22 protein-coding genes and 3 pseudogenes are annotated in these 25,523 nt (G+C 49.2%); 5 read left to right on the forward strand and 20 right to left on the reverse strand.

Translation table 11 applies throughout. From position 1 onward, the window contains the following. Positions 1-5: 5 nt before the first annotated feature. The 13 genes and pseudogenes from MPB2EB_RS08340 to def form a co-directional block, all read right to left on the reverse strand. Positions 6-902, reverse strand: a complete 897-nt coding sequence (locus MPB2EB_RS08340; protein WP_370576602.1) for an aminotransferase class IV — start codon at positions 900-902, stop codon at positions 6-8. 11 nt (positions 903-913) lie between these two features. Beyond that, positions 914-2,119: a D-alanyl-D-alanine carboxypeptidase family protein gene (locus tag MPB2EB_RS08345; protein ID WP_185181849.1), complete on the reverse strand. Its 1,206-nt coding sequence runs from the start codon at positions 2,117-2,119 to the stop codon at positions 914-916. A gap of 59 nt (positions 2,120-2,178) precedes the next feature. After that, positions 2,179-2,823 carry an alpha/beta hydrolase gene (locus tag MPB2EB_RS08350; protein ID WP_185181850.1) on the reverse strand — a complete coding sequence of 215 codons (645 nt, stop codon included), beginning with the start codon at positions 2,821-2,823 and terminating at the stop codon, positions 2,179-2,181. 53 nt (positions 2,824-2,876) lie between these two features. Beyond that, a complete protein-coding gene (locus tag MPB2EB_RS08355; protein WP_185181851.1) occupies positions 2,877-3,215 on the reverse strand; it encodes a ferredoxin in 339 nt (112 codons plus the stop codon). Next, positions 3,212-3,391: pseudogene (locus tag MPB2EB_RS08665) on the reverse strand (helix-turn-helix domain-containing protein); the annotation flags it as partial. The gene MPB2EB_RS08355 and the pseudogene MPB2EB_RS08665, both read right to left, overlap by 4 nt. A 170-nt stretch (positions 3,392-3,561) precedes the next feature. After that, positions 3,562-3,925, reverse strand: a pseudogene (locus tag MPB2EB_RS08670) (response regulator); the annotation flags it as partial. Beyond that, positions 3,926-6,328, reverse strand: a complete 2,403-nt coding sequence (locus tag MPB2EB_RS08365; RefSeq protein WP_185181853.1) for a PAS domain-containing sensor histidine kinase — start codon at positions 6,326-6,328, stop codon at positions 3,926-3,928. It abuts the pseudogene before it with no gap. Continuing rightward, positions 6,318-6,896 carry a DUF4390 domain-containing protein gene (locus tag MPB2EB_RS08370; RefSeq protein ID WP_185181854.1) on the reverse strand — a complete coding sequence of 193 codons (579 nt, stop codon included), beginning with the start codon at positions 6,894-6,896 and terminating at the stop codon, positions 6,318-6,320. The genes MPB2EB_RS08365 and MPB2EB_RS08370 overlap by 11 nt, the downstream gene beginning before the upstream one ends. Beyond that, positions 6,893-8,203 carry a 16S rRNA (cytosine(967)-C(5))-methyltransferase RsmB gene (gene rsmB, locus MPB2EB_RS08375; RefSeq protein WP_185181855.1) on the reverse strand — a complete coding sequence of 437 codons (1,311 nt, stop codon included), beginning with the start codon at positions 8,201-8,203 and terminating at the stop codon, positions 6,893-6,895. Before rsmB ends, MPB2EB_RS08370 begins: the two co-directional genes overlap by 4 nt. A 196-nt stretch (positions 8,204-8,399) precedes the next feature. Continuing rightward, complete coding sequence (fmt, locus tag MPB2EB_RS08380; RefSeq protein WP_185181856.1) at positions 8,400-9,371, reverse strand: methionyl-tRNA formyltransferase; 972 nt, start codon at positions 9,369-9,371, stop codon at positions 8,400-8,402. A gap of 58 nt (positions 9,372-9,429) precedes the next feature. Beyond that, entirely contained in the window at positions 9,430-10,290 is an 861-nt protein-coding gene (gene htpX / locus MPB2EB_RS08385) for a zinc metalloprotease HtpX (protein WP_185181857.1), read from the reverse strand. A 126-nt stretch (positions 10,291-10,416) separates the two neighbouring features. Next, positions 10,417-12,183 (reverse strand): glycosyltransferase family 39 protein, encoded by a 1,767-nt coding sequence (locus MPB2EB_RS08390; RefSeq protein WP_185181858.1) that lies wholly within the window; start codon positions 12,181-12,183, stop codon positions 10,417-10,419. 32 nt (positions 12,184-12,215) lie between these two features. After that, positions 12,216-12,719 carry a peptide deformylase gene (def, locus tag MPB2EB_RS08395; RefSeq protein WP_185181859.1) on the reverse strand — a complete coding sequence of 168 codons (504 nt, stop codon included), beginning with the start codon at positions 12,717-12,719 and terminating at the stop codon, positions 12,216-12,218. 198 nt (positions 12,720-12,917) lie between these two features. On the opposite strand from def, the gene dprA reads away from it, so the two are divergent. The 3 genes and pseudogenes from dprA to MPB2EB_RS08410 all read left to right on the forward strand — a co-directional run. Continuing rightward, positions 12,918-14,210 carry a DNA-processing protein DprA gene (gene dprA / locus MPB2EB_RS08400; protein WP_185181860.1) on the forward strand — a complete coding sequence of 431 codons (1,293 nt, stop codon included), beginning with the start codon at positions 12,918-12,920 and terminating at the stop codon, positions 14,208-14,210. Between the two features lie 31 nt (positions 14,211-14,241). After that, complete coding sequence (locus tag MPB2EB_RS08405; RefSeq protein ID WP_185181861.1) at positions 14,242-14,637, forward strand: thioredoxin domain-containing protein; 396 nt, start codon at positions 14,242-14,244, stop codon at positions 14,635-14,637. Between the two features lie 34 nt (positions 14,638-14,671). Further along, a pseudogene (locus MPB2EB_RS08410) lies at positions 14,672-17,164 on the forward strand (DNA topoisomerase III); the annotation flags it as partial. Positions 17,165-17,436: 272 nt separating this feature from the next. On the opposite strand, the gene MPB2EB_RS08415 reads toward MPB2EB_RS08410, so the two are convergent. The 3 genes from MPB2EB_RS08415 to MPB2EB_RS08425 form a co-directional block, all read right to left on the reverse strand. Then, entirely contained in the window at positions 17,437-17,718 is a 282-nt protein-coding gene (locus MPB2EB_RS08415; protein ID WP_198422335.1) for a DUF1016 N-terminal domain-containing protein, read from the reverse strand. Positions 17,719-17,968: 250 nt separating this feature from the next. Continuing rightward, positions 17,969-18,817, reverse strand: a complete 849-nt coding sequence (locus tag MPB2EB_RS08420; RefSeq protein ID WP_185181863.1) for a CoA ester lyase — start codon at positions 18,815-18,817, stop codon at positions 17,969-17,971. A 105-nt stretch (positions 18,818-18,922) separates the two neighbouring features. Beyond that, positions 18,923-20,287 carry a 2-hydroxycarboxylate transporter family protein gene (locus MPB2EB_RS08425; protein ID WP_185181864.1) on the reverse strand — a complete coding sequence of 455 codons (1,365 nt, stop codon included), beginning with the start codon at positions 20,285-20,287 and terminating at the stop codon, positions 18,923-18,925. 230 nt (positions 20,288-20,517) lie between these two features. Here MPB2EB_RS08425 and MPB2EB_RS08430 point away from each other — a divergent pair, with 230 nt between their 5' ends. Together MPB2EB_RS08430 and MPB2EB_RS08435 are read left to right on the forward strand one after the other, a co-directional pair. Continuing rightward, the gene (locus MPB2EB_RS08430; protein WP_185182722.1) at positions 20,518-20,934 is read left to right on the forward strand and encodes a transcriptional regulator; all 417 of its coding nucleotides are present in this window, start codon (positions 20,518-20,520) and stop codon (positions 20,932-20,934) included. A 667-nt stretch (positions 20,935-21,601) separates the two neighbouring features. Next, positions 21,602-22,021 carry a transcriptional regulator gene (locus MPB2EB_RS08435; protein ID WP_185182723.1) on the forward strand — a complete coding sequence of 140 codons (420 nt, stop codon included), beginning with the start codon at positions 21,602-21,604 and terminating at the stop codon, positions 22,019-22,021. Positions 22,022-22,579: 558 nt separating this feature from the next. Here the strand turns inward: MPB2EB_RS08435 and yidC are convergent. Genes yidC through rpmH form a run of 4 tightly spaced genes read right to left on the reverse strand, consistent with a single transcriptional unit; the run spans position 22,580 to position 25,046 of the window. Then, positions 22,580-24,202, reverse strand: a complete 1,623-nt coding sequence (gene yidC / locus MPB2EB_RS08440; RefSeq protein WP_185181865.1) for a membrane protein insertase YidC — start codon at positions 24,200-24,202, stop codon at positions 22,580-22,582. Then, on the reverse strand, positions 24,192-24,467 hold the full coding sequence (yidD, locus tag MPB2EB_RS08445) for a membrane protein insertion efficiency factor YidD (protein ID WP_185181866.1): 276 nt from the start codon (positions 24,465-24,467) through the stop codon (positions 24,192-24,194). The genes yidC and yidD overlap by 11 nt, the downstream gene beginning before the upstream one ends. A 14-nt stretch (positions 24,468-24,481) precedes the next feature. Then, positions 24,482-24,877 carry a ribonuclease P protein component gene (gene rnpA / locus MPB2EB_RS08450; protein WP_370576603.1) on the reverse strand — a complete coding sequence of 132 codons (396 nt, stop codon included), beginning with the start codon at positions 24,875-24,877 and terminating at the stop codon, positions 24,482-24,484. Between the two features lie 34 nt (positions 24,878-24,911). Then, positions 24,912-25,046 (reverse strand): 50S ribosomal protein L34, encoded by a 135-nt coding sequence (gene rpmH / locus MPB2EB_RS08455; protein ID WP_185181867.1) that lies wholly within the window; start codon positions 25,044-25,046, stop codon positions 24,912-24,914. Positions 25,047-25,523 lie beyond the last annotated feature (477 nt).

Raw genomic sequence — 25,523 nt, forward strand, 5'->3', positions numbered from 1 at the left:
TTTTCCTATGCAGCAAGCGACCTCTCTTTCGCGCGCTGATAACCTGCATAAAGCGCCGCAAAAACAGGTCCAGGCCGGCCCGCGCCAACCGCACAATTATCCAGCCGAGTAATCGGCAAAATTTCTTTGCTAGCCGAGCTCATTAAAATCTCATCCGCTGCACGCAACTCAGCCTCAGGAATGGGACGCGCTTCAAACGTAATACCGGCTTCTGCTGCCAGTTCCTCGATCAATCGATAACGAATGCCTTCTAAAATCAGGTGATTAGTCGGCGGAGCATAAAGTCGGCCAGCTTTTACGACCCAAATATTAGATGAGGAACCTTCCGTCAACTCTCCATTACGTAACTGGATGGTCTCGAGTGCATCGCGTTCAGCCGCATATTGCGCCATCAACACATTGCCGAGTAATGAGATAGATTTAATATCACAATGCAGCCAGCGCTCATCCAACGCTGTAACGGCGGCCACCCCTTGTTCACGCTTAAGCGCACTAGGTGGGGTAAACGAATTAGCCATCACCAGTACGGTTGGCGTAGTGTGCGCCGGAAACACCTGCGCTCGGGCAGCAACGCCACGGGTTACTTGAATATAAATCAGGCAACTTGCATCATCCGCGTGCTGTTGAGCATGAAGGATAATGGCTTTTTCGATAAGCGCACGCCAGCCAGTCTCATTAAATGGGTCATGAATGCGCGCTTTCGCGAGACTGCGGACAAATCGCGCTAAATGATGTTCGATCCGAAACGGCCGCCAGCTATTTTTCCCTTGATCAGAGACGCGATAAACTGGAATAACTTCATAGACCCCATCGCCAAAGATAAAACCCCGATCTAAGACGGAAATACGTGCCTCAGATAGAGGCAACCACTCACCATTTAGATAGACTGTTGAATCTTTCATAGAGCTCAATGTCATACCCACTTCCGCCACATTTTTGACAACCAGAGTAAAGCCGTATCCCACAGTCGGCCAATCAAACCCGCTTCTTTGATCTCTTCAAGGGCGACCAATGGAAAGGCCGCGATTTCTTTGTCATCCGCCATAACCTTCACCACGCCAACGGTTTGCCCGTCTTTAATTGGAGCCAGCAAAGGCGCATCTAAGTGCACCATAGGCTTAATCTTATCTCCGACACCACGCGGTACAGTGATGAATTTATCTGACTTTACGCCAACTTTAAGCGTATTAGATATACCCTTAAAAAGCCGCGGCGTGTCAACCGGCTGCGCCCCAGGATAAAGCCGGACCATATCATAAGCCTGATAACCGTAATTGAGCATCTTCAGGCTGTCTTGCACGCGGTCATGCTCTTTGCGCTCCCCCATCACCACGGTTACTAAGCGCCGGCTCACATCTGACGCTTGCGGCAATGGGCGTTTCGCCGATGCCACTAAACAAAAACCAGCCGCTGTAGTGTGCCCTGTTTTTAAGCCATCGACCGTGGAATCAAGCCATAACAATCGATTCCGGTTAAACTGCCGAATCTTATTATAGGTATATTCTTTCAGCGCAAAAAGCGAATAATACTCTGGAAAATCTTGTATCAAACGCGCCGATAGCAGGGCAACATCACTAGCTGAAGTATAGTGTTGCGGGTCAGGTAGACCATTCACATCAGCATAATGCGTGTGTTTCATCCCTAGACGCTGGGCCGCCTGGTTCATCAGGTCCACAAAATTAGCTTCATTGCCACCAATTAATTCAGCCAACGCAATAGCTGCATCATTTCCTGATTGCACCACCATCCCATGCAACAAATCCGAAACCGTAACCGGTTTATGCGCTTGAATAAACATGCGCGACTCATCTGGCTTAACGCGCCGCACTGCCTCACTAGGGATGATCGTTTGCGCCAGATCAATCTTTTTAGCTTTAAGCGCATCAAACACCAGGTAAGCCGTCATCAATTTGGTTAACGAAGCGGGCTCAACACGCTCATCCGCCTTGCTCGCTGCAAGCACCTGATTACTCGTTACATCCATTAATACCCATGAACGCGCTAACAGCGTAGGCGGCGGCACTTGCGCCTGCGCCAAAGCAGCCGTTAAGGCCAAACAAGCGCCTAATAAGGATGAAACGAAGTATGAGGATAAAATCGGAAAGCGCATAGTTTGCATAAAATAAGACCGAGAAAAGCGACGGGGAATGGGCACTGACGGCTAGCTATCGCACTTTACTATACGCGCCAGCTCTCTACAATAATTCGTTTAAGTAGATGAAGTTTGCGATGAAAGAAATGGTCAGCGCCTGGAATAATCGTGACCGGCAATTCCTGCGGGCGCGCCCAATCGAAAACCGCGGTTAGCGGAATCGTATCATCTTGCTCCCCATGAATGACAATCGTATCCTCTGGCACAGGGGCCACGGCCCAACGACCAGCAGCAGTGCCAACAAAAACCAGCCGCTGCACCTGGGTATTCGTTTGCGCCAAGCGTTGCGCAAGATGCGACAGCACAAAAGTGCCAAACGAAAACCCCGCTAATACAAGTGGACCATCGGCACAAAGTGGCTGGGTGCGAATATGCTCGAGCACCGCCAACAAATCGTCTTGCTCACCCAGGCCATGATCATGCTCGCCTTCGGTGCGACCCACTCCGCGAAAATTTGAACGAACCGCAACGTAACCCAGTTGCATGAGAGTGCGCGCTAAGGTATGAGCCACCTTATTATCCATCGTTCCCCCGAGTAATGGGTGCGGATGTGCAATCAACGCTATACCACGAGCAGGAACATTCTGCGCCTCGCTCTCCGGCGGCCAATCGATCGCTATTTCGATTTTACCAATTGGCCCATCAATTAAATATTTTTTCGGGTCTGCCATTTTTTAGTTTAAACACCTCAACCAATTACCGCTCAAGATAATCCCCGTTCTTTTTAAGGAGCCAGAGAATCTCCTTGCGGAATCAATAAACGCTCAACAATCTTGCCGCCAACCAGGTGCGAATCAATAATTTCATCAATATCAGCCTCATCGATATAGGTGTACCAAACGCCTTGCGGATATACCACTACGACCGGACCTTGCTCACAACGATCCAAACAGCCCGCCTTGTTAATGCGAATGTGTGCCGGCCCACTCAAGCCCAGTTCGCGCACTCTTTTTTTTGCATGCTCTTGCATTTTTTGTGCATTGCAATTCGCGCAACTAGGGCGCGTATCATTCGCGCGTTGATTGGTGCAGAAAAAAACATGATGTCGATAAAAAAGAGTCATGAGTCAGCCCGATTTCTGCACAATTCTATGCCCAGTTGTTTTAATTTGCGGTAAAGATGCGTGCGCTCAAGGCCGGCCCGTTCAGCAATACGTGTCATGCTACCGTTTGCTTGTTTCAGATGGTATTCAAAATAGGCACGCTCAAAAGCATCGCGTGCATCACGCAGTGGCAATTTTAGAGAAATCGTAACGCACTCGCTCGGTGACGCTATGGCGGTTTCTGCTACGCTATGACTCACCATTGACAAAGCCACAGCCCCGAGTGACGGCATGGCGGCTAACTCTGACTCGGGCTGGGCCGTTGGCCGCTGCATGAATTGAGTATTCGTGCGCGCATTCATTTCCGCTCCTCGCACCAGTCCCTGCTTAACCGCCTGTAATAATTTTTGCAGCGCAATCGGTTTTTCAAGAAAATCAAATGCTCCAATCCGAGTTGCCTCAACCGCTGTATCAATTGTTGCATGTCCAGACATCATGATCACCGGCATCGTTAAACAACCCCGCGCAGCCCACTCTTTGAGTAACGTAATGCCATCCGTATCCGGCATCCAAATATCGAGCAAAATTAGGTCAGGCGCTTGACGCATACAGTACGCGCGAGCTTCTTGCGCATTCTCAGCGACATCTACCAGATGACCTTCATCGTTCAGAATTTCCGAGAGAAGCTCTCGGATACCCATTTCATCATCTACTACTAAAATGGTTGCCATTTAAACTACCTTTGTCTGCTGTCTCGCCATCTGCTCGATTTTGCTTGAGATTAACTTTCCTGTGTACGGCTCTAACTCACCATCCGCCAATTGAAGGAAAAGAATCGAAATTTGCGCGCCGCTCGTCCCTATACTTGCTCCATCCGCCGGTGGGCGGTTGCGAATACTAATACTAGCAGCATGCTCATCAATAATTTTCTTAACCGTGGCAAGTCCCAAGCCTGTACCTTTGGCCTTGCTCGTCACATAAGGTTCAAAAGCACGCGTAAGAATTCGTGCTGGAAAGCCAGAACCGTTATCCATTACACTGAGCCTCACCGCTAAACAGTTCTTACTGGGTATGTCTGGGTGCTCATATTCTACTGCTTTTGTCTCAATCAGCACATGCGGCGCAAAGACCTCTGCCACAGCGTCTTGTGCATTTTGCAGCAGATTGTGAATCACCTGGCGCAATTGCGTTGGATCACCCCGTATCATCGGCAATGGAGCTAAATCAGCTTGGATAAAGCTTTTCTCTTCGCCAACACCATAAAGCGCCAGCACCTCTGTGATTAAATCATTTAATTGCAAATCATGCAGCACTGTCGGCGGCATCCGCGCATATTCTCGAAAATCGTCAACCATCTGCTTCATCGCCGCCACCTGGTTAATAATCGTAGTTGCTCCTCGTCGCAAAACCTCCGCATCCGCAGGAGCAAGCTTTTCGGCTAACTTCATCTGCAGCCGCTCGGCCGAGAGTTGGATCGGCGTGAGCGGGTTTTTGATTTCATGCGCCAACCGACGCGCAACCTCACCCCAAGCGACCGAGCGTTGTGCCGAGATAATATCTGAAATATCATCAAACACAACCACATAACCTGCAATCACAGCGCCTTTCTCCGACACCACTTCACCGCTCGCTTCAATGGCTGGCAATAGTAAACGCGTCCCTCGCACGAGCAAGGTAAGCGGATCTACTTCTCCTTGGATCTGGATTTCAAATTGCTGCTGCCAGTGCCCCAGATCCCCCTCGATTGTCGCCAGTTCAGCATCTCGCACAGCAAAAGCCTTGCGTACCATTGAAGCAAAACCTGCCAAGGCAGTAATTTCTTCAAGCAAATAATTCAAGTGCCCTTGCAACGGTTGGCGGAAGATTCGCTCAGCCCCGACGTTAGCAATCGTGAGGCGGAATTTCCGATCAAACACAAATACGCCCGCGGTTAAGTTCGCCAATACACTTTCAAGATAAGCTTTTGAATTCTCTAAGGCAACCCGATTACGTTCAACGGCTGCGTGCGCTTCCGATAACTGCCGAGTCATTGCATTAAACGACTGCATCAAAAAACCAAGCTCATCGTTAGTGTTGATTTCATATTTTTGCCGATAATCGCCGCGCGCCACTTCTAGCGTACCTTGCGCCAGTAAAAAGAGGGGCCGAGCAAGCTGGTTGCCCAACCCAAACGCCAACATCATTGCAATAAAAGTTGCCAAAAAGAGGGCCAGCGTCAACGTGCCAATATACATTTTACGCAATCCAGTGCGGCCCAATGCCTTTTCTTGGTAGTCACGCCAAGCACGTTGCATCTCCGCTGCGTTACGCGCCAATTGGGGCTGCACGGAGCGTGTTAACTGCAAAAAACGCTCATCTTGACGCCCTAAATTTTGATAATCAGCGGGGATCCGCACCACTACACGCAAACGGAGAGCGCCTTTGGCACTCTCCATGAGTTGGCCCGTAGATTCAGCGTCGAGTTCGCCTTCAAGTCCGGCATAACCGGCTGTCCGAGCTTGACGCAACATCATAGGAGTCGGTAAATCATTTGGCACAAGGGCCGTAAAATTAGGAGAGGCTTGCGCCAACACCCGGCCTGTCGAAGATACGATAATGGCTTCTTGCACCCCAAATTGCTCGCGTAAGCGCAATAAAGTCAGCGTCAAATTGGTTTCATCTGCGGCCGCGAGCTGACTTGCTATCAAACGGCCATTATTATGCAGATCAGCTAATGAGTTATCGAGCAAGCCACGGCCAAGATCAAGCCCAGAGGCCAATGCCTTTTCAACATTTAAATCAAACCACGATTCAATACTGCGCGAAACAAATTGCAGCGAGACCAAATAGAGGATGCCACCTGGCAGCACCCCAACCAGAGCAAAAAATATGGCGAGTTTCGCGAGCAGCCGAGCACCAAATTTGCCTTGACGTAACCGAGTGACGATAATCCATATCAGACCACCGACGATTAACATGAAAATCAGTGCAATCGCAATGTTGGCTGAATATAACCATGAATAATAGCGATCGAAAAACTCCGTATTGGCGCTACTCGCTAACGCCAACAGTACTAGCAACAATAACGCTACGATCGCTATTGTTGTGAGTAGCGATCGGACCACATAACGTGTGAAGGAAGCGTTACTTGGCATGTTGATTCACCACAAACTCGAATCGCTTCCAATCGGAAGCAAGCCTCCAATCACGGTTATTCACAGCATCAATTTGAAAGGGTTTAGGCATCAGTGCGGTATCCAACTGCATCCGCACGGACGCCGTGTAGACATTCCCCGGCACCACTACCGCGCGGTCGATGGTATGCCATACATTGACATGTTTAATGACCTTAAGAGCATCTACAAGGGTTGGGAAACCCAATTGCAAACCACCGCTTGAGAGTCGATACTGGCGTGTCAGCGGCTGATATGACAACCGTATGCTTTGCGCCACGCGCACGGTTTCCTCATCAAACCAATACCAGCGGGAGCGCGTCAATTCAAAATTAGTGGTGAAATAAAGTGGTATGCCCCGATTGATCGCATCTTCCAGGCTCTCGTTTAAAACAAACTCAAAACGAGCATCAAGCGCCCAGCCCAGATGATCGGCTTCAAGCGAGGCGCGCTGCACATAAATCGTATTCGCTTGCGCTGAAGCGAGTTCAGGCCAGATAAGCCCGGCAGCCACGATCCATTTGAGTAGAAAAAGACGCAAATCAGTCACTGTTTACGAAAACGAGCATAAAAAAATCCATCCCGATCCTCTATATTTGAGCCAGCGTCTGGTAGCGCAGTAGAGGGCAAAATTTGGCCCGGAGCACTCAATCGTACAGCATCTTGTTGTTTTCCTTCAAACCATTGCGCTTGGCCTTCACCTTCTATCGGGAAAATCGAGCAAGTAGCATAAACTAATTCACCACCTGGTTTTAACAATGGCCAAAGAGCCGCCAACATACGCTGTTGTTCGCGCGCCAGCGCAGTCAAGTCAGTGGAGCGTCTGAGCCAGCGAATATCTGGGTGACGACGCACAATACCTGAACCAGAACACGGCGCATCAATCAGCACCCGATCAAATAGCTGCCCATCCCACCATTGCTCAGGAGAACTCGCACTCCCAATGCAGACCGTCGCGACTAACTGCAAACGATCTAGATTTTGCTTGATCCGCATGGCACGCGCCTGATCCACCTCAAGGGCGACTAAATCGATCTCCGCTAATTCAAGCAAATGTCCCGTCTTACCACCAGGCGCGGCGCACGCATCCAGCACCCGCATCCCGGGGCGAACCTCAAGTAATGGAGCGGCCCTCTGCGCACTCGCATCTTGCACCGAAACCACACCTTGCATAAAGCCGGGCACACGCTCCACGGGTAATGCACGCAATAACCGTACCGCACTTGGGCCTGCTGCTACGGCAGGAATCTGCGCAGTATGTAAGACATCAAGATATTCAGCAACGGTCGAACGGCGTTGATTAACGCGTAAAGTCAGCGGCGCATGCGTATTGCCGGCTGACAAGATCCCTTCCCACGCAGTAGGCCACGCAGCTCGTACCTCATCAATCCACCAGCGTGGATGATTCCAGCGTGCGACCGGGTTACGCATAATTTGCGCCAATAACGTAGCGCGCGAGCGCAAAAAATTACGCAATACGGCATTCACGAACCCTTTCATCGGATGGGTTTCAGGTTGTACGCTAGCCGCGCAAACGGCCTGGTCAACTACGGTGAAAGGTGCATAAATAGCCGCATCAGGCTCATCGCTTAACAAAGCCAAAGCACAGGTCAACAGGTTTGCAACCGGTGCCGTAGGAGGTTTACGCACCAGCGCAGCAAGTAGTGCATCTGCCCGACCTAATGCACGTAAGGTTCGGTAAGCAATGTCTTGAATTGCTCCACGTGCGGCGGGAACCTCAATTTCCGCAAATAATGCGGTCAGCGCAGCAGGCAATGCCGTCCCAGCGCGAACTACAGCAAGCGCACGCGCTGCGTTATTAAGAGCAAAAGCAAGCGAATCTGGAGCCGGCTGCATAGCAAAATGAGAGGTCGTCTGGGTTACGGGCATTAAATAGAGGTGAATGTGTATAAATGGGTGTAAATGGGCGTATTATTGGTTGCATGATCCTGTGCGATTTTAACGTTGATCGCCAAGATCATTTTCGCGCTCTCGTCGAACAGAAATTTTTGAATCAACAGGGTAGTGGCCGCGGCGTTTGGTATGCAATTCGTTAAACCGCAAAACACTGCCCTTCTCGCAACGCAAAACCTTTTAGAAACTCACTCACTGCAAGCCTTTTGCCGCCGGCTTTTTGCCATTGCGTAACCGTTAGCGCAGCCGCGCCACATGCAATGGTTACCGCATCGGGAGTGATTTGAATGATTTCTCCTGGCCTAGCCGTTTTGTGCGCGGCAACCGGCGTTGCTGCCCAGATTTTAAGAGGCTCTCCATCCAGCACCACTAGCGCGCCAGGGAACGGATCAAAAGCCCGCACTTGACGCGCAAGCACCTCAGCGGGCAATTGCCAATTAAGCCGCGCTTCCTGCTTGCTGATTTTTTCTGCATAAGTCACACCTTCAGCAGGCTGTGGCGTTGTCTGCAGTTCACCTCGCTCGGCCAACATGTGAAGTTCTTCAACCAGCAGTTGTGCGCCTAAAGATGCCAACTTATCATGCAGCAATGCTGCCGTATCTGAAGTTAAGATGGGTATGGAGGCGCGCTTGAGCATGGGGCCCGTATCCAGCCCTGCATCCATTTGCATTAAGGTGACGCCCGTTTGCTCGTCTCCTGCGGCAAGCGCGCGCTGGATTGGCGCCGCCCCACGCCAGCGCGGCAGCAAGGAAGCATGAACATTGATACAACCGTGCGGCGCAATCTCAAGCACGGCTTGCGGCAGCAACAAACCATATGCAACCACCACCATAACATCGTGCGGAGTTAAACGCAGTTGCTCAAGCGCAGCCATTGCTTGCGCCGGAAAGCGGCCATCCGCGCGTAGCGACGGAGGTTGGATAACCAGTAAGCCTTGTTTAAGAGCGAACTGCTTCACTGGACTTGCCGCTAGCTTCATACCGCGGCCAGCCGGCCGGTCCGGTTGCGTCAGCACCAGCGGGACTACGAAGCCTGCTGCCTGAATCGCGGCGAGAGTGGTCGCAGCAAATGCTGGGGTACCCGCAAAAATAATCCTTAAATTACGCGACATGAAAACAGCGCCTTGAGATATTCATTCTATGATGAGCGCTAGTGGCTACACATCTAATTCAAATTGGATACTGTCCGGTGCGCGTCATTTCCATCAAACGCGCCACCCTCTCCTCAACCTCGGGATGAGTTGAGAAAAGACGAGCAAGCGAGCCGCCTAAGAGAGGATTCATAATCATCATCTGGGCTGTCGCTGGATGAGACTCAGCCGCGGCAAAAGGAATTCCCTTTGCATAGCGATGAATTTTTTCAAGTGCTAAAGCCAGCGCTTGCGGCTCGCCAGAAATGAGAGCACCACCTCGGTCTGCTTCGAATTCACGCGCGCGAGAAATCGCCATTTGAATAAGCGCTGCGGCTAAGGGTGCAAAAATCGCCACGGCAAGACTCGCTAATGGATTAGTCGGACGACCATTTTCATCGCGCCCACCAAAGAACATGGCGAAGTTAGCCAACGCTGAAATTGCTCCCGCCATCGTGGCGGAAATCGTTGAAAGTAAAATATCTCGATGCTTCACATGCGCTAGCTCATGCGCCATTACGCCTCGAATTTCGCGCTCGGATAAAATCCGCAAAAGCCCAGTGGTTGCAGCTACCGCAGCATGCTGCGGGTTACGCCCAGTAGCAAAAGCGTTTGGCGCCGCTTCATTAATTAGATAGACACGTGGCATTGGCAATTCAGCGCGGATGGCTAATTCACGCACCATGCGATAAAACTGGGGCGCGCTCGTTTCATCAACTTCTTGCGCGTTATACATGCGCAACACCATTCGGTCGGAAAACCAATAGGAAAAAAAGTTCATGGCCAACGCAAATAACAAAGCGATCAACATTCCCCGCTGCCCGCCAATCATAGCGCCAATGGCAATAAATAGGCCGGTAATAGCGGCCATCAAAACAGTTGTTTTAAGCCAATTAAACATAGCTATATCCTACTCCTCGTACATCTTAATGCACTCGTTTTACAGAGTACTTATCTCATCATTCTTCTTGGAAGAGATGGGGACGTATGCGCGCTTTGCAAGAACATCGCAAATTTTCACTTTATTCTATTGATTCTGATTCAGGCTGAATTCTCGCCGCACATATGCGCGAAAGCGCTCATTTTCATCGCCCATTCTGCCGCCGCGCCAAATTTCCCGCCACGCATCCGGTGGCAAAGCCGAAAAACGATGGTCGGCTTTATCTAAAACCAAAGCAACCTGGCAGGTCATTGCATTTAAAGATGCGCTTTGCACGGGCTTAACGCCGATAAAATAATGCAACATCGCCCGCTCCGATTCGCCTACATTAAATACGGCCAGACAATCATACTGCTGAGGCAAGACCATTTTTAATGCGTTAAACGCACTCCGATAACTCCGCGCCTCATTCAACCAAGGCAGTAACACGGTGTGCAATAGCCCCCAGATTAACGTTATGCCGGCGAAGCTCATGGCAATTGCGCCCAGGCGCGCACGCCAAACCATTGCATAGATCCATAATCCGGTTAAGCTCAGGCCAGCTAACAACCAACCCAGATTGAACCGCAGTACGTAATTTAACGGCAACCAACGCGCAAATACGGGCGGAATTAAATGACCGTCGCCAGCCAATAACGCCCCCCAGCAAAACCAAACCCAAATGCCGCAGGCCGAGAAGAAAATCACGGAAACCTTACGCCAAACGCGATCTAGCCGTGCCGGCAAAGCGATGCTAGCGCCCAGTAGCGCCAATGCAGGATATACCGGTAAGAGATAGACTTCGCGTAGCGAGGCCGACATCCCTAACAACACCGTATAAAAAATGACTACATAAATCCAAAGAACCGCGCGCGCCGATTTAATTTCATTCTTCGTGCCGCTAAAAACGGCCGTGCTGCGCACATTTTCTGCAGTGGAATAGGTGCGCCAGCGTTTGAACAATTCTGCGACGGCTAACCAGCCCGCTGGAAATGCTAGCGTGATAGCCAAACTTATATCTTGCCAATAATTAGAACGCGCCTCACCAACCTCACTAAAGCCGAAAAACCGGCCAAAATTATTATTCCAGAACCATTCAATAAATAATGGCTCCGAAGCCCGCCAGAATAAATAGGGCCAAACTAACAACCAAGGCAATGCCGCTGAAACCGCCCACAATAACAATACAACGGACTGACGCGTGCGAAATACAGGCAGCAAGACAACCGAGGCTAAATAAGTCAATGCCAACAGAGCCGGCACCAAAACGCCCTTGCTCATAAACGCAACACCTGCGCCAACCCCTAACATTAGCCCAGCTTTCCAAGTTGGCGCTTGCGGCGCCATCACAAAGCGCACCAACCCAGCTAGCGCCAATACTGTACCCGCCAATTGCGGCACATCAGCAATCAATTTATGCACATGCACAACAACGCCTAATGTTCCGAGCAAAAGCATACAGGCCAGCACACTATACCGGCTACCATACAGCCAACGAGCCGTTGCCGATAATGCAACCAGCGTAACCGCCATCCAGGCAATAACAGCCAACTGCGCGCCCTCTTGCAATGGCAAAAAGGCTGAAGTTAAGTGGGCCGATAGCGCCGCGCTCCAATACATCAAGGGAGGTTTCTCAACAAAAGGATCTACACCAACGTGAGGCACGATCCAATCCACGCTCCAAGCTAGCCCGTGCAAAAAATTTAAGACCATCCCGAATGAATAGGGCTCATCCGCTTTCCATGGATCACGCCCAAATACGCCTACAAGTACATAGGCGATCACCAACCATAGAAGAAGCCAGCGGATAGATTGCGGCTTGGGTTGAAAAGAAAGCGAGGTGAGCTTTTTTACGGATACCGGTTTGTTTGACATTAAATTTTGAGTGTTATTAGAAGCACAGCAAACTACATTGCTTTCGTCAGTTTTTTCATTTTTGTTTTGATGCGAGCTTGTTTCAGCGGCGATAAATACTCAATAAACACTTTACCCAGCAAATGATCCATTTCGTGCTGAATGCAGACCGCCAGTAGACCCTCCGCATTTATTTCAAAACTTTCACCGCGCTCATTAAGCGCCCGCACACGTACTCGATCTGCCCGCTCTACTTTGTCATAGATACCCGGCACGGACAAACAACCTTCCTCATAAACTTTTTTATCTTCGCTTAACCAAATCAGTTCTGGATTAATCAATACTTGCAGTTGGTCGCGCGCTTCGGAAATATCAATCACCACGACACGCTCATGCACATCCACTTGAGTTGCAGCCAAGCCAATACCTGGCGCAGCATACATAGTTTCAGCCATATCGCGCACCAGTTGGTGAATCCGCTCATCGATAACCGCAACTGGCTTAGCCTTCTTCCGCAGCCGAATATCGGGGTAATTTAATATATTTAATAAAGCCATAATTCATCCATTTTATAGCCAAATAGCCAGCTTGCGAGCATCGACGAGTCCATGCACAATCTAGAAAAATATTTGTTTGCTTCTGAAAAAGATTTTTTAACGCCTCAACCTTACTTGATGCATGGCGTAGTATTAATTAGCAATTGATCTTAACATGGCTCATTAACCGAGGCTAGCGCCTCGAGCCGCACGTCTAAAATGCAAACTCTCGCTCTCACCGACGATGAAATCTCTGCATGGCTACGCCTGATTAGCACGCGTGGCACAGGTTCAATTGCGATCCGTCGTTTGTTAGGCGTGTATGGATTACCGCAATATATTTTTAAGCAATCGCAAGCAGCGTTAGCACAAGTCGTCGGCGCCAAACTTGCAGAAGCTCTGAAACACGTCAACTCCGAGCGCCTTGCTAAGCAGGTTGCTCGCGTGCGCAATTGGATGATGATTGCCGGCAATCATTTTGTCACCCTGGCCGATCCAACCTACCCACGCATGCTACTCGAGATCGCGGATCCACCTGCATTATTGTACGTAAAGGGACGACTCGAATTATTACATGCGCCCTCGCTAGCGATTGTCGGCAGCCGCCACGGCACCCCCCAGGGGCTCGCGAATGCTAAACAACTTGCGCACACCCTCGCTCACGCAGGCTTAACCATTGTATCCGGGCTAGCGCTAGGTATCGATGGCGCTGCGCATCGGGGCGCACTGGATAGCCCTTGCAGTACAATTGCCGTCGCAGGTACTGGCATTGATCTAGTTTATCCAGCACGCCACCATGCGCTAGCACATGAAATTGCAGCGCAAGGCGCGCTGGTCTCTGAATGGCCGCTGAGTACAAACGCGCGCGCGCAGCATTTTCCGCAGCGCAATCGATTAATTGCTGGGTTAACGCAAGGGGTACTGGTGGTTGAAGCCGCCCTCCAATCTGGCTCTTTGATTACGGCCCGCTTAGCTGGCGAAATGGGGCGTGAGGTGTTCGCGCTACCAGGCTCGATCCATTCCCCTCTTGCCAAAGGCTGTCACCGACTCATCAAAGAAGGCGCAAAGCTCGTCGAGTGCGCGCAAGATATACTAGATGAGATACGGCACAAAGGCCCGCTCAGCGCCACCATAAGCGCAAAAGACCATACCGACTCAACCCAAGAAATGCCATCCTTATCCGCTCAGCCCATTGCTATATATCACCCGCCTCAACCGCACATGCACCATAACCTGAATCGGTCAGAACACAATTCTGAGGTAGCCAGAATCATCTCTCCGGCCAACACTCTGCAAACCAATGATATGCCCGCCACACTCGATGCCAACGCGCATTGCGTACTTGCGGCACTCAATTATGATCCAACCTCGCTCGAATTGCTTGCCGCGCGCACCAAGCTAAACAGTGCGATACTACAAGCAACACTATTGCAATTAGAGCTAAGTGGTTGGATTACAGCATTGCCTGGCGGCCGCGTAGAACGCATTCAACGTGATGCGGCAAGCTGCTAAAACTGTTCCAGCGCAAAGGAGAAACACGCTTATGCCCGCGTTTAACCTCGATACAGACGCCCAAGCCATTGCTGCCCAGCTCACCCAACCAGAGATTCTACTGGTGGCTTGTCTGTGCGCTCAGTGGTGCGACGCTTGCCGGGCCTACCAAACCCTTTTTAATGCACTTGCCGACACCCATCAATCTATGTGCTTTGTTTGGATTGATATAGAAACCCATGCCGACCAACTTGATGGAATCGAGATTGAGGATTTTCCAACACTTTTAATCGAAAATGCATACAATACCTGTTTTTTTGGTACCGTACTCCCTTATGCGACCGTGGTCGAGCGCTTATTGGCCAGCTTAGTTTCAAGTAACACCGCGACTGCTGCGCCTAAGCTACGCCCTCTACTCACCACGCATTTTTCCAAAACTGTGCTATAAAACAGCCGTTTGCAAGATCCATTCTATATTTTTCATGCCTAAAGCTCTGATCATTGCCGAAAAGCCTTCTGTTGCAAACGATATCGCTCGTGTTTTAGGCGGTTTTACTAAACACGACGAATACTTTGAAAGCGAACAGTACGTGTTATCGTCAGCCGTCGGTCATTTGCTAGAAATTGCTGCGCCCGAAGAATACGAAGTCAAACGTGGCAAATGGAGCTTTGCTCATTTGCCCGTCATTCCGCCCCGTTTCGACTTACACCCCATCGCCAGAAGCGAAACGCGCCTCAAACTTCTAACTAAACTAATTAAGCGCAAAGATATTGATACTCTGATCAACGCTTGCGATGCCGGGCGCGAGGGCGAATTAATTTTTCGTTACATCGCACAACATGCAAAGGCTAAGCAGGCGGTGCAACGACTCTGGCTACAATCCATGACGCCACAGGCGATTCGAGAGGGCTTTGCCCATTTGCGCAGCGATCATGAGATGCAACCGCTCGCTGATGCCGCTCGCTGTCGTTCCGAAGCCGATTGGCTAGTCGGAATTAATGGCACCCGCGCGATGACCGCCTTTAACAGCAAAGGCGGCGGATTTTTCCTAACTACGGTTGGGCGGGTGCAAACCCCCACGCTATCGGTTGTGGTTGAGCGTGAAGAAAAGATCCGCCGTTTTGTGCCACGTGATTACTGGGAGGTTAAAGCTGAATTTGTGTGTGCGGCCGGTTTTTATGAAGGCCGTTGGTTTGATCCCAAATTTAAGAAAAATGACTTCGATCCAGAACAACGCGACTCACGTCTGTGGAGCGAAGCCGCGGCCGAGTCTATCGTGGCCGCGTGCCGCGCTAAACCGGGTCGCGTTACGGAAGAAACCAAAACCTCAAATCAGCTCTCCCCATTACTATTTGATCTCACCAGTTTGCAACGTGAGGCCCATGGGCGCTTTGGTTTTTCTGCAAAAAATACTCTAGCGCTGGCCCAGGCTCTATATGAAAAGCATAAGGTTTTAACTTATCCGCGCACAGATTCGCGCGCCTTGCCTGAAGATTACCTCAGCACCGTTAAAAGTACGCTTGAAGTATTGAAAGACAGTCATAATTATCTCCCTTTTGCGAAACAGATTCTCGATAAAAATTGGGTCAAACCTAATCGCCGCATTTTCAACAATGCGAAAATCAGCGACCATTTTGCAATTATCCCAACCTTACAAGCGCCTAAAAATTTATCGGAAGCAGAGCAAAAATTATACGATCTTGTGGTTAAACGCTTTTTAGCCATATTTTTTCCGGCAGCGGAATATCAACTTACCACGCGTCTTACCGAAGTCGTTGGCCACCATTTCAAAACCGAAGGTAAAGTTCTGGTTACGCCAGGTTGGTTGCAAGTATATGGACGCGAGGCACAGGATGAAACGGCCAATTTAATGCCGGTCGCCGCGGGAGAAACCGTTAAAACCGATAAAATTGCGGTGCATTTGCTCACCACTAAACCCCCTGCTCGCTATAACGAAGCCACCTTGCTATCCGCCATGGAAGGCGCGGGGAAATTGGTTGCAGATGATGAGCTGCGCGTCGCCATGGAAACCAAAGGCTTAGGAACGCCGGCCACGCGCGCTGCCATTATCGAAGGGTTACTCACCGAAAAGTACCTGATTCGCGAAGGAAGAGAGTTACTTCCTACCGCTAAGGCGTTTCAGTTAATGACGCTACTGCGTGGGCTCAATGTCAAAGAGCTCACTGCAGCCGAACTGACCGGAGAGTGGGAGTTTAAACTCACGCAGATGGAGCATGGCCGCCTCACCCGCGATACCTTCATGCTCGAGATCGCGCAGATGACGCAACTGATCGTCAAACGCGCAAAAGAGTACGATTCAGATACCATACCAGGCGACTACGCCACACTCTCTACCCCTTGCCCACATTGCGGCAACCAAGTAAAAGAAAATTACCGGCGCTTTGCGTGCACCCACTGCGAGTTTTCAATTACAAAAATACCCGGGTCGCGACAATTTGAAATTGAAGAAGTTGAACGTTTGCTTAGCGATAAATCCATTGGACCTCTTTCTGGTTTTCGCAGCAAAATGGGGCGCCCCTTTGCCGCCATCTTAAAACTGGTGAAAGATCCAGAAATAGACAATTACAAACTCGAATTTGATTTTGGTCAGGAGCAAAACGAGGAAGATAGCGAGTTACCTGATTTTTCTTCTCAGACATCGCTCGGGCCTTGTCCAAAATGCAACAGCGCTGTTTTTGAGCATGGCTTAAACTATATATGCGAAAAAACCGTTGCTCATCCGAAAAGCTGCACTTTTCGCTCAGGTCAAATCGTCTTACAGCAAGAAATCTCCCGCGAACAGATGGAAAAGCTGCTAAACACCGGCCGCACGGATTTACTGACTCATTTTAAGTCAGCGCGTACGGGACGCCCGTTTAAAGCTTATCTGGTTAAGCAAGCAGATGGCAAAGTTGGGTTTGAATTTGAAAAGAAAGAGAAGGTCGCTAAAAAAACTCCTGCAGCAAAAAAAACCAAAAAGACTTAAGTTCGAACGAAAGCAAGCAGTAATCGCATATCTCCTTTATCTGCCGCTCTTAACGCTTCCAGATAACGGATGCGAGCGTCACCCTTTTCTACTAAGCGGGCACCTCCCCATGAAAAAAGAGGCGTCTGCTGCTCGTATAACAAAGCATCCGCCATGAGCTGCTAGGCAATGTTGTCATCGGCCAATTGCATCATAGGGATCCTTCAGGACGAGATTTGGGCCGAGCACCCCTTGATCTCGCAAGGTTGCCAGTTCGCTCCTCAACAATTCGTCGGGCTTACGCGAGAGTGCTGTGCGCTCGAACAACATGGAATCGAGTCGTCCCCTTGCAAGGTGCGAGTGCTCCATCCCTCGTTGCGACACATTTCCAGATAGAACTCTCGCTTGAGGGGATCGTCGATGTAGATCAGGCTACGCAAATGGGTCCAACTCAATTGTCTACTCAGCGCGTAGACAATGTCTTCGGCCTCGAACACCTCGCCAAAGCGTAGCATATGGTGCAGGTTCTTGGCGCCAAAGCCGCGCCCATGGTCGACTTCCAATTGCCGTGCCAGAGAGGCGACGATCTGTTCGTTTAGCGCAAACCTGTTGCCAATGCCAATCATGATGCAATATATTTACGCACCAGGCAGACGCCATAAAAATAGCGTGCGGCAGCGATCGTTGCGTAAAGATCGTTTGCGCCATGTTGTTCTGATAGATTGAGCACCTTCTACATGATGCGCCTCAGTCCAAAATACAAACTCTCGGCGTAAGCCGAGAGTCCAACAACCCAAACCCGTCTATACAACCCTATCGACCGGTTTGATCATACTTATCTAACAATCTCTGAGCAGCTTTAATCAATGGCGTGCCAATCAAAGTACCCTCTAATAAATAAGCATTTCCCTCATTTTCCTGAGCGGTGGCCACAATGCGCCTTGCTCTCTCAAGTTCAGCTGCATCTGGCTGGAATACTTTATTAATATGTTGGATTTGTAACGGATGAATGGCAGATTTCCCGGTATAGCCAAGTTCCCGAACTCTGAGTGAATCAGCAATCAGGCCGTCGATGTCATGCGCATCAAAATAGGGCGTATCAATCATTTCAAGCCCTGTTATCTTAGCCGCATTCAAGACCTGCGCCCGGGCAAAATAAAGGCTGTCCCAGGTAATCGCACTCCCCATACTACTGGCGTAATCAGCAGCGCCAAAAATAAGCCCTTTCAGCCGTAAAGAGGCCATTGCAATGTCTTTAGCATTAGCGATGCCTGCTGGCGTTTCAACCGACGCTAAAAATTGAACAGCATGCTCTTTTTGACCCAATATTTCCTCAGTAATAATGATCTCCTGAGGATTTTCCACTTTGGGCAAAAGGATATAATCAGGCAACTTCGTTTGTCGGAAAATTTCAAGTAAATCTTTCAGCCCATCCTGGGTACGCAATGAATTGACCCGCACGGCAAATTTGACTCGTTCAGAGTGCGGGGTAGCCAGGCATTGAGCAAGTCTTTCCCTTGCCTCATGCTTTAGATTAAAAGCCACGGGGTCTTCTAAATCAATCACGCAAACGTCCGCGCCACTTTGCGCCGCCTTAGCAATACGCTCCGGTCGTAATGCCGGTGTAAATAATACAGATCTGCAATAAGTGTTGGAAGTCATAGCTGCGCTCCTAGATTGAGTTGAAAATAACCTGATTGCGCACAGCCACAAAAGTGAGCTGTGCCCTCAACAGATCGGATGAAATTAAATGAATTGGATGGGGCTTTAATTTAAAAAGCCAATTGTTAACAGGGCGATGATGACAACAATAACGCCCCCAATGCGTGTGGAAATTTGCGCAAACGGCATTAACGATAAGCGATGTGCTGCAGATAAAATGGCTATATCGCCGCTTCCTCCCATGCCGCTATGGCAGCCCGTGACAATCGCGGCTTCAATTGGGAATAAGCCCACTTTACGGCCAACGAAAAATCCAGTCGCCATTAACGAAATCACAGTTGCAAAGACCGTCACAATAAACGGCAGATTAAATGCCGCGGCGAGTTTATCCCATGGAATAATCGTCATTCCAGCCGCAAATAGCAAAGGATAAATCGTGACCTTTACAAAAAAGTGATACAAGCCAACCGCACCCTGATGCATGGCAGGCGAAACCAGATTCAACAACTTAACTAAGATCGCTATCAAAAGCATTGCAATCGGTGCTGGCCAACCAAACAATTGATGCGTGAGCACCCCAATCAAATAAAAAGAGATCGCCGTCATCCCGGTTGTCGCTACATCGGTGAGCAACGGTCTGACATTTTCATGCGAGCTCTCTGCGTTAACGGTATCGTCTTTTTCTCTATCCGCTTTTAACAAACACCCATCCCCTGAAAAACGCGGGTAATGACGCCCCAAAAGGTTCAACGCAGCCGCCAATATGATGACAAAAAGATTGGCGAATATAATTGCCGGTAGAATTTGGGCTAATAAATCTCCCTGTGGGTGGCCTAGGATCTTTGCATAGCCAATCGATAACGGAATCGCCCCCTCGCCAAGCCCACCGGCCATGATAGGGACAATAATAAAGAAAATGATATGGAATAAATCAAACCCTACCGCTAACCCCACTAAAGTGCCAATTATTGCGGCCACAATCGAGCCAATTAATAGTGGAGCGAAAATTTTTATAAATCCCTGGATCAACACCTGGCGATCCATGCTCAACACACTCCCGACAATCACTGCAACGATAAATAGATAAATCGGGTGGTTATTTTCCCAGAAGGCTTGAATAGGAAGCACAAAATCCGCCGGCAATAACTGGTGAGCGACCAAATAGGCCGGGACAAAAGTCACGATAATGACCGAGCCCCCAATGCGGCGGAAAAACGGGATTGATTGACCAATTGCAGAACAGGTATAGCCACATACCGCCAACAAGGCAATCATCGTGCAAATATTGTTGCCCATGAGCTGGTGGTTCAGCACCATAGTCGCTAAACAGGCCACCAAAACTAAATAAACCGGCAATGGAATAATACCGATTGATTTACGTGACAAGGTTTGCAAAGTTTTAAGCGAAAAATAATCGGTATAGCGCTTAAATACTAATTCTTTAAAAAGTATAGCTTGGGACTTATTCATCAGTACGTCTCCTTTTTCAAAGGCTGCGCAAAGTTGCGTAGACGGTCACAGCCCTTACGGTTTGTGCTTGTAAAAGAACCTTTACGCGCGACCTAATAGCGTTATCAACGCCCTTTTTTGATGCCAAATAGGATAAAAATATCTCAATTGATGGATAATGTAAACTATTTTAGTTAAATATCCCACAAAAAGTTTAGCCTAAAGGAGAAATGATGCGGCAGAATCGCTTTATGCCAACCAATCAAGAAAGAAGCAGTTTTTCAGAGCGTTTGCGGCTCGCATTAAAGCGTGGTCATAAGCCTGTTAAAGGGGCGACGGATTTAGCACGCCTTTTTAATCTGCAGCATGATGGCACCGGTGTTTCAGTGCAAACTACGCATAAATGGCTAAGCGGCCGCGCCATTCCAACTACGGAAAAAATCAAAACGCTGGCTGACTGGCTTGGTGTCAGTGAGCACTGGTTGCATTACGGGCCACCACCCGATGTAAGTTTATTAAAGGTTAAAGAAACCAAACTTCAACAAGCCAAGTACCCAACTTCGCCTGAAACCATTGAGCTGGCTAAAAAAATTGAGGCATTGCCCGAGCATCAAAAATACTTGGTAGAAGAGTTAATCACTCAGTTTTACGGGCAAGGACCTGAGTAACTCGCTTAGCTTAGGAACGCGAGAAGTGGCGGGGCGGAGCCTTTCCGAGGCCGCCATCAATACAAAATCATAGGTTGTTGTCACCGCGCGGCGATCATTTCGCTTCGGTCGTTCTATTTGGAACGCTTAAGGGATAGTGCTTGGATATTTCTATCGCAGATTGCACACCTACCTTGCATCGATTAACCCCCACCACATGGCTTGAAAAGGGGGGACATGATCACTAAGACTCAGCCCTTCACTCCATTCTCGAGTGGCGCTTACCTGGAAGCACGGGTCGGTTCGTGCTCTCGCTTCATCGGCGCATAGCCCATCTCGGCAATAATCATCGATAAGCCACTACACGATATAAACGATTACACGCATGTAATAAATTGGCTATGGATGCGGAAACATGCTTATCTTTATTACGTCGCACCTCAATTGCACACTCCTTACAACAAAAAATTATGGAAATAGCGTTTGTGCACATATGCCAACCCACTCAAACTCTATCTGCGGGCTTATCGCGCTAAGACAAATTGAGCCCGATTTAGCGTTGCATTTGGCTCAATAAAGACACAAAACTCTAAAAAATATCCGTTATAAGCAAAACTCTAAACTAATTTAGGCATATCTATCACAAAAGGTTGAACCATAGGGAAATCTGATGAGTCAGAATTCCTATATGCCATCCAATCAAGAAAGATCCGCCTTCTCAGAGCGTTTGCGGCTTGCGTTAAAGCGAGGCCCCAAACCTGTTAAGGGCGCTACAGATTTAGCGCGCCTCTTTAATCTACAGCACCGAGACGGTGCTGGGGTTTCGGTGCAGACCACGCATAAATGGTTAACGGGCCGCGCCATTCCCACTGCCGATAAAATCAAGACGCTAGCCGAATGGCTTGATGTTGGTGAGCATTGGCTACACTATGGGCCGCCACCCGATCCAGCGCTCCTAAAAGCCAAGGAGGTTAAGCTTAAACAAGCTAAATATCCGCCTTCTCCAGAAACGGTTACGCTGGCCAAGAAAATTGAAACCCTGCCAGAACATCAAAGATATTTAATAGAGGAACTGATTACACAGTTCTACGGGAAAGTGCCGGACTAAAGGATCTTCGCCAAACTTATGGTTCGGCCTTTTTGCCAGGCAGATTTTTGAGGTTAAATCTGCCTGGTTTCTCATACTCCCACAACGTCATCATTATTTGAATAAACAATCACTGGCTAAAGCCGGTGAGTTTGAATAATGGGCTCGCGTCGACTAAACGATGCAGCTTAATCTGGTTGGGTTGGGGTACGATCTTTAATTGATCATCTCAATGCCACCACGATGGGCGACAAAGAACATCGCATCGGTCAGCGCCAGAACCGCATGCTGCTCACCTTTGCCTAGCAGCAAGCAGTCCCCAGCATGCAATTCCAAAACCACGTGTCTGCATCATGTCTACCGCTAAGCCGGTCAATGCTTCCTTGCGAGAGCTAACCGTTTTATCTGTTTTTTTCATTTTAATGACGCCCCCCAATCGCTTTGTGCGCAGTAGAGTTAGGCGGCTTCACATCGAAGGATAAATGACTTATCAGCCACCGTGCATCGTGCCAGAATTAACGGGTTCATTGCCTGGAGCACGTGGCTAGCGTGCTCCAGGGGGTTGGTATCAATGCAAAATTACCGCGCAACTCGCTTTGTAATATACCATTGCTGCAAGATAGACAACACATTATTCACGACATAATAAAGCACTAAACCAGCCGGAAAGAAGAAGAACATCACCGAAAATGCGAGCGGCATAAACATCATCATTTTGGCCTGGAGTGGATCCGGTGGCGTTGGATTTAGGCGCGTCTGTACGAACATCGAAAGCGCCATCAAAATTGGCAAGATAAAATAAGGATCTTGCTGTGATAAATCATGAATCCAGCCAATCCACGGGGCGCCTCGCATTTCTACTGACGACAATAACACCCAATACAGCGAAATAAAAACCGGGATTTGGATGACAACGGGTAAGCATCCTCCCAATGGATTTATTTTCTCGGTTTTATAAAGCTCCATTAATGCCGCATTCATTTTTTGCGGCTCGCTTTTGAAACGCTCTCGCAATGCCTGCATACGCGGAGAAATTTCTTTCATGCGAGCCATTGAGCGGTAGCTGGCAGCCGACAATGGGAAAAAGACCGCCTTAATGAGTAAAGTCAAAGCAACAATTGACCATCCCCAATTACCGAGTAGATTATGAATTTTTTCAAGCAGCCAGAACAATGGCTTGGCAATAATCGTCACCCAACCATAATCCTTCACCAATTCAAGACCTGGCGCAATATTTTCAAGCATGCGCTCTTCTTCCGGGCCCGCAAAAAGGCGCGCTGGTACTTGGACGGTTTGCCCCGGCATTAGAGTTTGTACAGTTTGCTTGGTTCCGACTCGATACAACGATGAATCCACTTTCTGTACGTAGATATCTCGCGTCACCCCCTGCTGCAAAAGCCATGCCGAGGCAAAGTGATGTTGCACCATGGCGACCCAGCCATTATCGGCTTGCCTAGCATAGTTGGCTTTATTTTTATCAATATCGCTAAAACCGATTTTCTGGAAATTTTGCTGCGAGGTATAAACGACGGGTCCAATATAGGTGTACGAGAAGCGTGGCGTTTCAACGGGTGCACTATCGCGCACCAATTCCATATACAGTACAGGCTGCACCGGCACTGAACTGGCATTAACGATTTCATGCTGAACGCCAATCACGTAGCTGCCACGCGTGAAGGTGTAACGCTTTACAAACTTGACGCCATTTTTCACAGGAGATTCTAAGCAGACCTCAAGCGTATTGGCTCCACTCGTCAGCTCACGCGGACCAGGCGTGGCACGAAAAATATCATTATGATTCGGAAAACCACCGCCAATCAAACCCGTACGAGCTAAATAAACGTGGCTTGGCGTCTCGTCAAAGAGAGTCACATACTGATTCTCTTGCTGTCCATCCGCGTGCCGAGTCAAAGACAGTTTAGATAATGTACCGCCCTGCGTATTAATCTCTGCCTCATAAACATCGGTTTTTATATGGATTTTTTCGCTATTCGCCGCCACCTGGGTATCCGGGGCCGCCGCGGCGCCGAGCAATGGGGAAGCCGTAAGCGATGGATTAAGCGTACTCTGGCTCACAGTCTGCGCCGGCGCGGGATCAGGAAAAAAACTGGCGGGGCGCCCATTGTAACGCTGCCAATTATCAAACAGCATCACCAGCGAAATCACTAAAATAACCCACAAAATATTGCGTTTAATATCCATTTGATTTTGTCTCGTCTTGATACTGGGGGGCGGCATCTGCGCCTGAAAGATTGAGCGGTAACGGCGAATCGATGCCGCCTGCTGCAAACGGATGGCAACGACACACTCTTTTGAAGGCAAGATAACTGCCACGCGCCGCGCCATAATATTGGATCGCCTCGCGCGCGTAATCTGAGCAAGAGGGTATAAAACGGCAGCGATTGCCAAGGTATGGACTGAGCATCAATTTATAACAACGCAGCAACATAAGCAGTATTTTTTGCATAAAAATCACAAACCTCATGTCGAGCGCTTGATGCGGCTACAGATAGCCTCGCTGAATAATGTTTCCAGCTCGTTATTGCATACAGCTTTAAACGCCCCAGATGAAGCGCTAGGCCAGGTCTTTCGGTCCAATTTGATATGTAACCGTAACAAAATATCCCACCCGTAGCACTCGGCGCGCTTATGACGAAATATCTCGCGGGCAATGCGTTTAATTAAATTGCGGCTGACCGCACGCGACGCATACTTGCGCCCAATCACCAAGCCCAACCGTGCCGCTTGACCCGTGCGTCGCCCATATAATACAAAATGCAGGCTGCGCCCCCAAGGACGCTCGCGAAAAACCGATGAAAACTCATCCGGTTTTAAGAGTCTGGCGGCTCTCGGAAAGCCAACGCTGGCGGCCTGCAAGGAAATGATGGAATGCGTATTAAACGCTCACGCGTTAAACGGCTAGACGCTTACGGCCTTTTGCACGGCGTGCGTTCAGAACTTTGCGTCCCCCCGCAGTTTTCATGCGGACGCGAAAACCGTGAGTCCGTTTACGGCGTGTGACAGAAGGTTGATAAGTACGTTTCATGATTATTGCTCTCACAAGCCCCGCCCGCTAGGGCAGCGCGTTGATTGTTCTCGTGTCCAGTTAATATTTCAATCGGGGCAAAAATGCTGCTAAAGGCACGTTAAGCTTTATCCGACAGAATTTCCCGCTAAATTTTTTGCGCGAACCCTCTATTTAATCTGCTTTTTTGTTTTACGTCAACACTTTACAGTTGCATAAGCCGGGCGCTCGCACTATAAAGCCCTTGCAAAGGAGATGAAAAAAGGCGCGCGCATGTCACATGCAAGCCCCCCCTTGTCTTGTGGATAAGTGTCCCGTCCGATGGTTTTTGGCGGTAGAATTGCATTTACGCTGGAATTCCAGCCTCGTCAAATGGGTGGCCACTTCATGTTAGGCTACTTATCCCGGCTATTTTTGTTGTTTTTGTTATGCGCGGCGCGCATTTCTCGCCCTATTTTGCTGCGCTGAATTCATTTGGCCTGCGCTTCGATTGAATTT

The organism is Mycoavidus sp. B2-EB, from assembly GCF_014218255.1.
Classification (GTDB): domain Bacteria; phylum Pseudomonadota; class Gammaproteobacteria; order Burkholderiales; family Burkholderiaceae; genus Mycoavidus.

What these genes read in the sequence shown, in the direction of transcription:
- MPB2EB_RS08405 (WP_185181861.1), top strand. Translation starts at nt 14,242, where the DNA reads ATGCCCGCGTTTAACCTCGATACAGACGCCCAAGCCATTGCTGCCCAG.
- MPB2EB_RS08340 (WP_370576602.1), bottom strand. Translation starts at nt 902, where the DNA reads ATGAAAGATTCAACAGTCTATCTAAATGGTGAGTGGTTGCCTCTATCT.
- yidD (WP_185181866.1), bottom strand. Translation starts at nt 24,467, where the DNA reads ATGCAAAAAATACTGCTTATGTTGCTGCGTTGTTATAAATTGATGCTC.
- MPB2EB_RS08355 (WP_185181851.1), bottom strand. Translation starts at nt 3,215, where the DNA reads ATGACTCTTTTTTATCGACATCATGTTTTTTTCTGCACCAATCAACGC.
- rsmB (WP_185181855.1), bottom strand. Translation starts at nt 8,203, where the DNA reads ATGCAGCCGGCTCCAGATTCGCTTGCTTTTGCTCTTAATAACGCAGCG.
- yidC (WP_185181865.1), bottom strand. Translation starts at nt 24,202, where the DNA reads ATGGATATTAAACGCAATATTTTGTGGGTTATTTTAGTGATTTCGCTG.
- htpX (WP_185181857.1), bottom strand. Translation starts at nt 10,290, where the DNA reads ATGTTTAATTGGCTTAAAACAACTGTTTTGATGGCCGCTATTACCGGC.
- MPB2EB_RS08390 (WP_185181858.1), bottom strand. Translation starts at nt 12,183, where the DNA reads ATGTCAAACAAACCGGTATCCGTAAAAAAGCTCACCTCGCTTTCTTTT.
- MPB2EB_RS08345 (WP_185181849.1), bottom strand. Translation starts at nt 2,119, where the DNA reads ATGCAAACTATGCGCTTTCCGATTTTATCCTCATACTTCGTTTCATCC.
- MPB2EB_RS08420 (WP_185181863.1), bottom strand. Translation starts at nt 18,817, where the DNA reads ATGACTTCCAACACTTATTGCAGATCTGTATTATTTACACCGGCATTA.
- MPB2EB_RS08435 (WP_185182723.1), top strand. Translation starts at nt 21,602, where the DNA reads ATGCCATCCAATCAAGAAAGATCCGCCTTCTCAGAGCGTTTGCGGCTT.
- MPB2EB_RS08425 (WP_185181864.1), bottom strand. Translation starts at nt 20,287, where the DNA reads ATGAATAAGTCCCAAGCTATACTTTTTAAAGAATTAGTATTTAAGCGC.
- MPB2EB_RS08350 (WP_185181850.1), bottom strand. Translation starts at nt 2,823, where the DNA reads ATGGCAGACCCGAAAAAATATTTAATTGATGGGCCAATTGGTAAAATC.
- def (WP_185181859.1), bottom strand. Translation starts at nt 12,719, where the DNA reads ATGGCTTTATTAAATATATTAAATTACCCCGATATTCGGCTGCGGAAG.
- dprA (WP_185181860.1), top strand. Translation starts at nt 12,918, where the DNA reads ATGCAAACTCTCGCTCTCACCGACGATGAAATCTCTGCATGGCTACGC.
- fmt (WP_185181856.1), bottom strand. Translation starts at nt 9,371, where the DNA reads ATGTCGCGTAATTTAAGGATTATTTTTGCGGGTACCCCAGCATTTGCT.
- MPB2EB_RS08365 (WP_185181853.1), bottom strand. Translation starts at nt 6,328, where the DNA reads ATGCCAAGTAACGCTTCCTTCACACGTTATGTGGTCCGATCGCTACTC.
- MPB2EB_RS08430 (WP_185182722.1), top strand. Translation starts at nt 20,518, where the DNA reads ATGCCAACCAATCAAGAAAGAAGCAGTTTTTCAGAGCGTTTGCGGCTC.
- rpmH (WP_185181867.1), bottom strand. Translation starts at nt 25,046, where the DNA reads ATGAAACGTACTTATCAACCTTCTGTCACACGCCGTAAACGGACTCAC.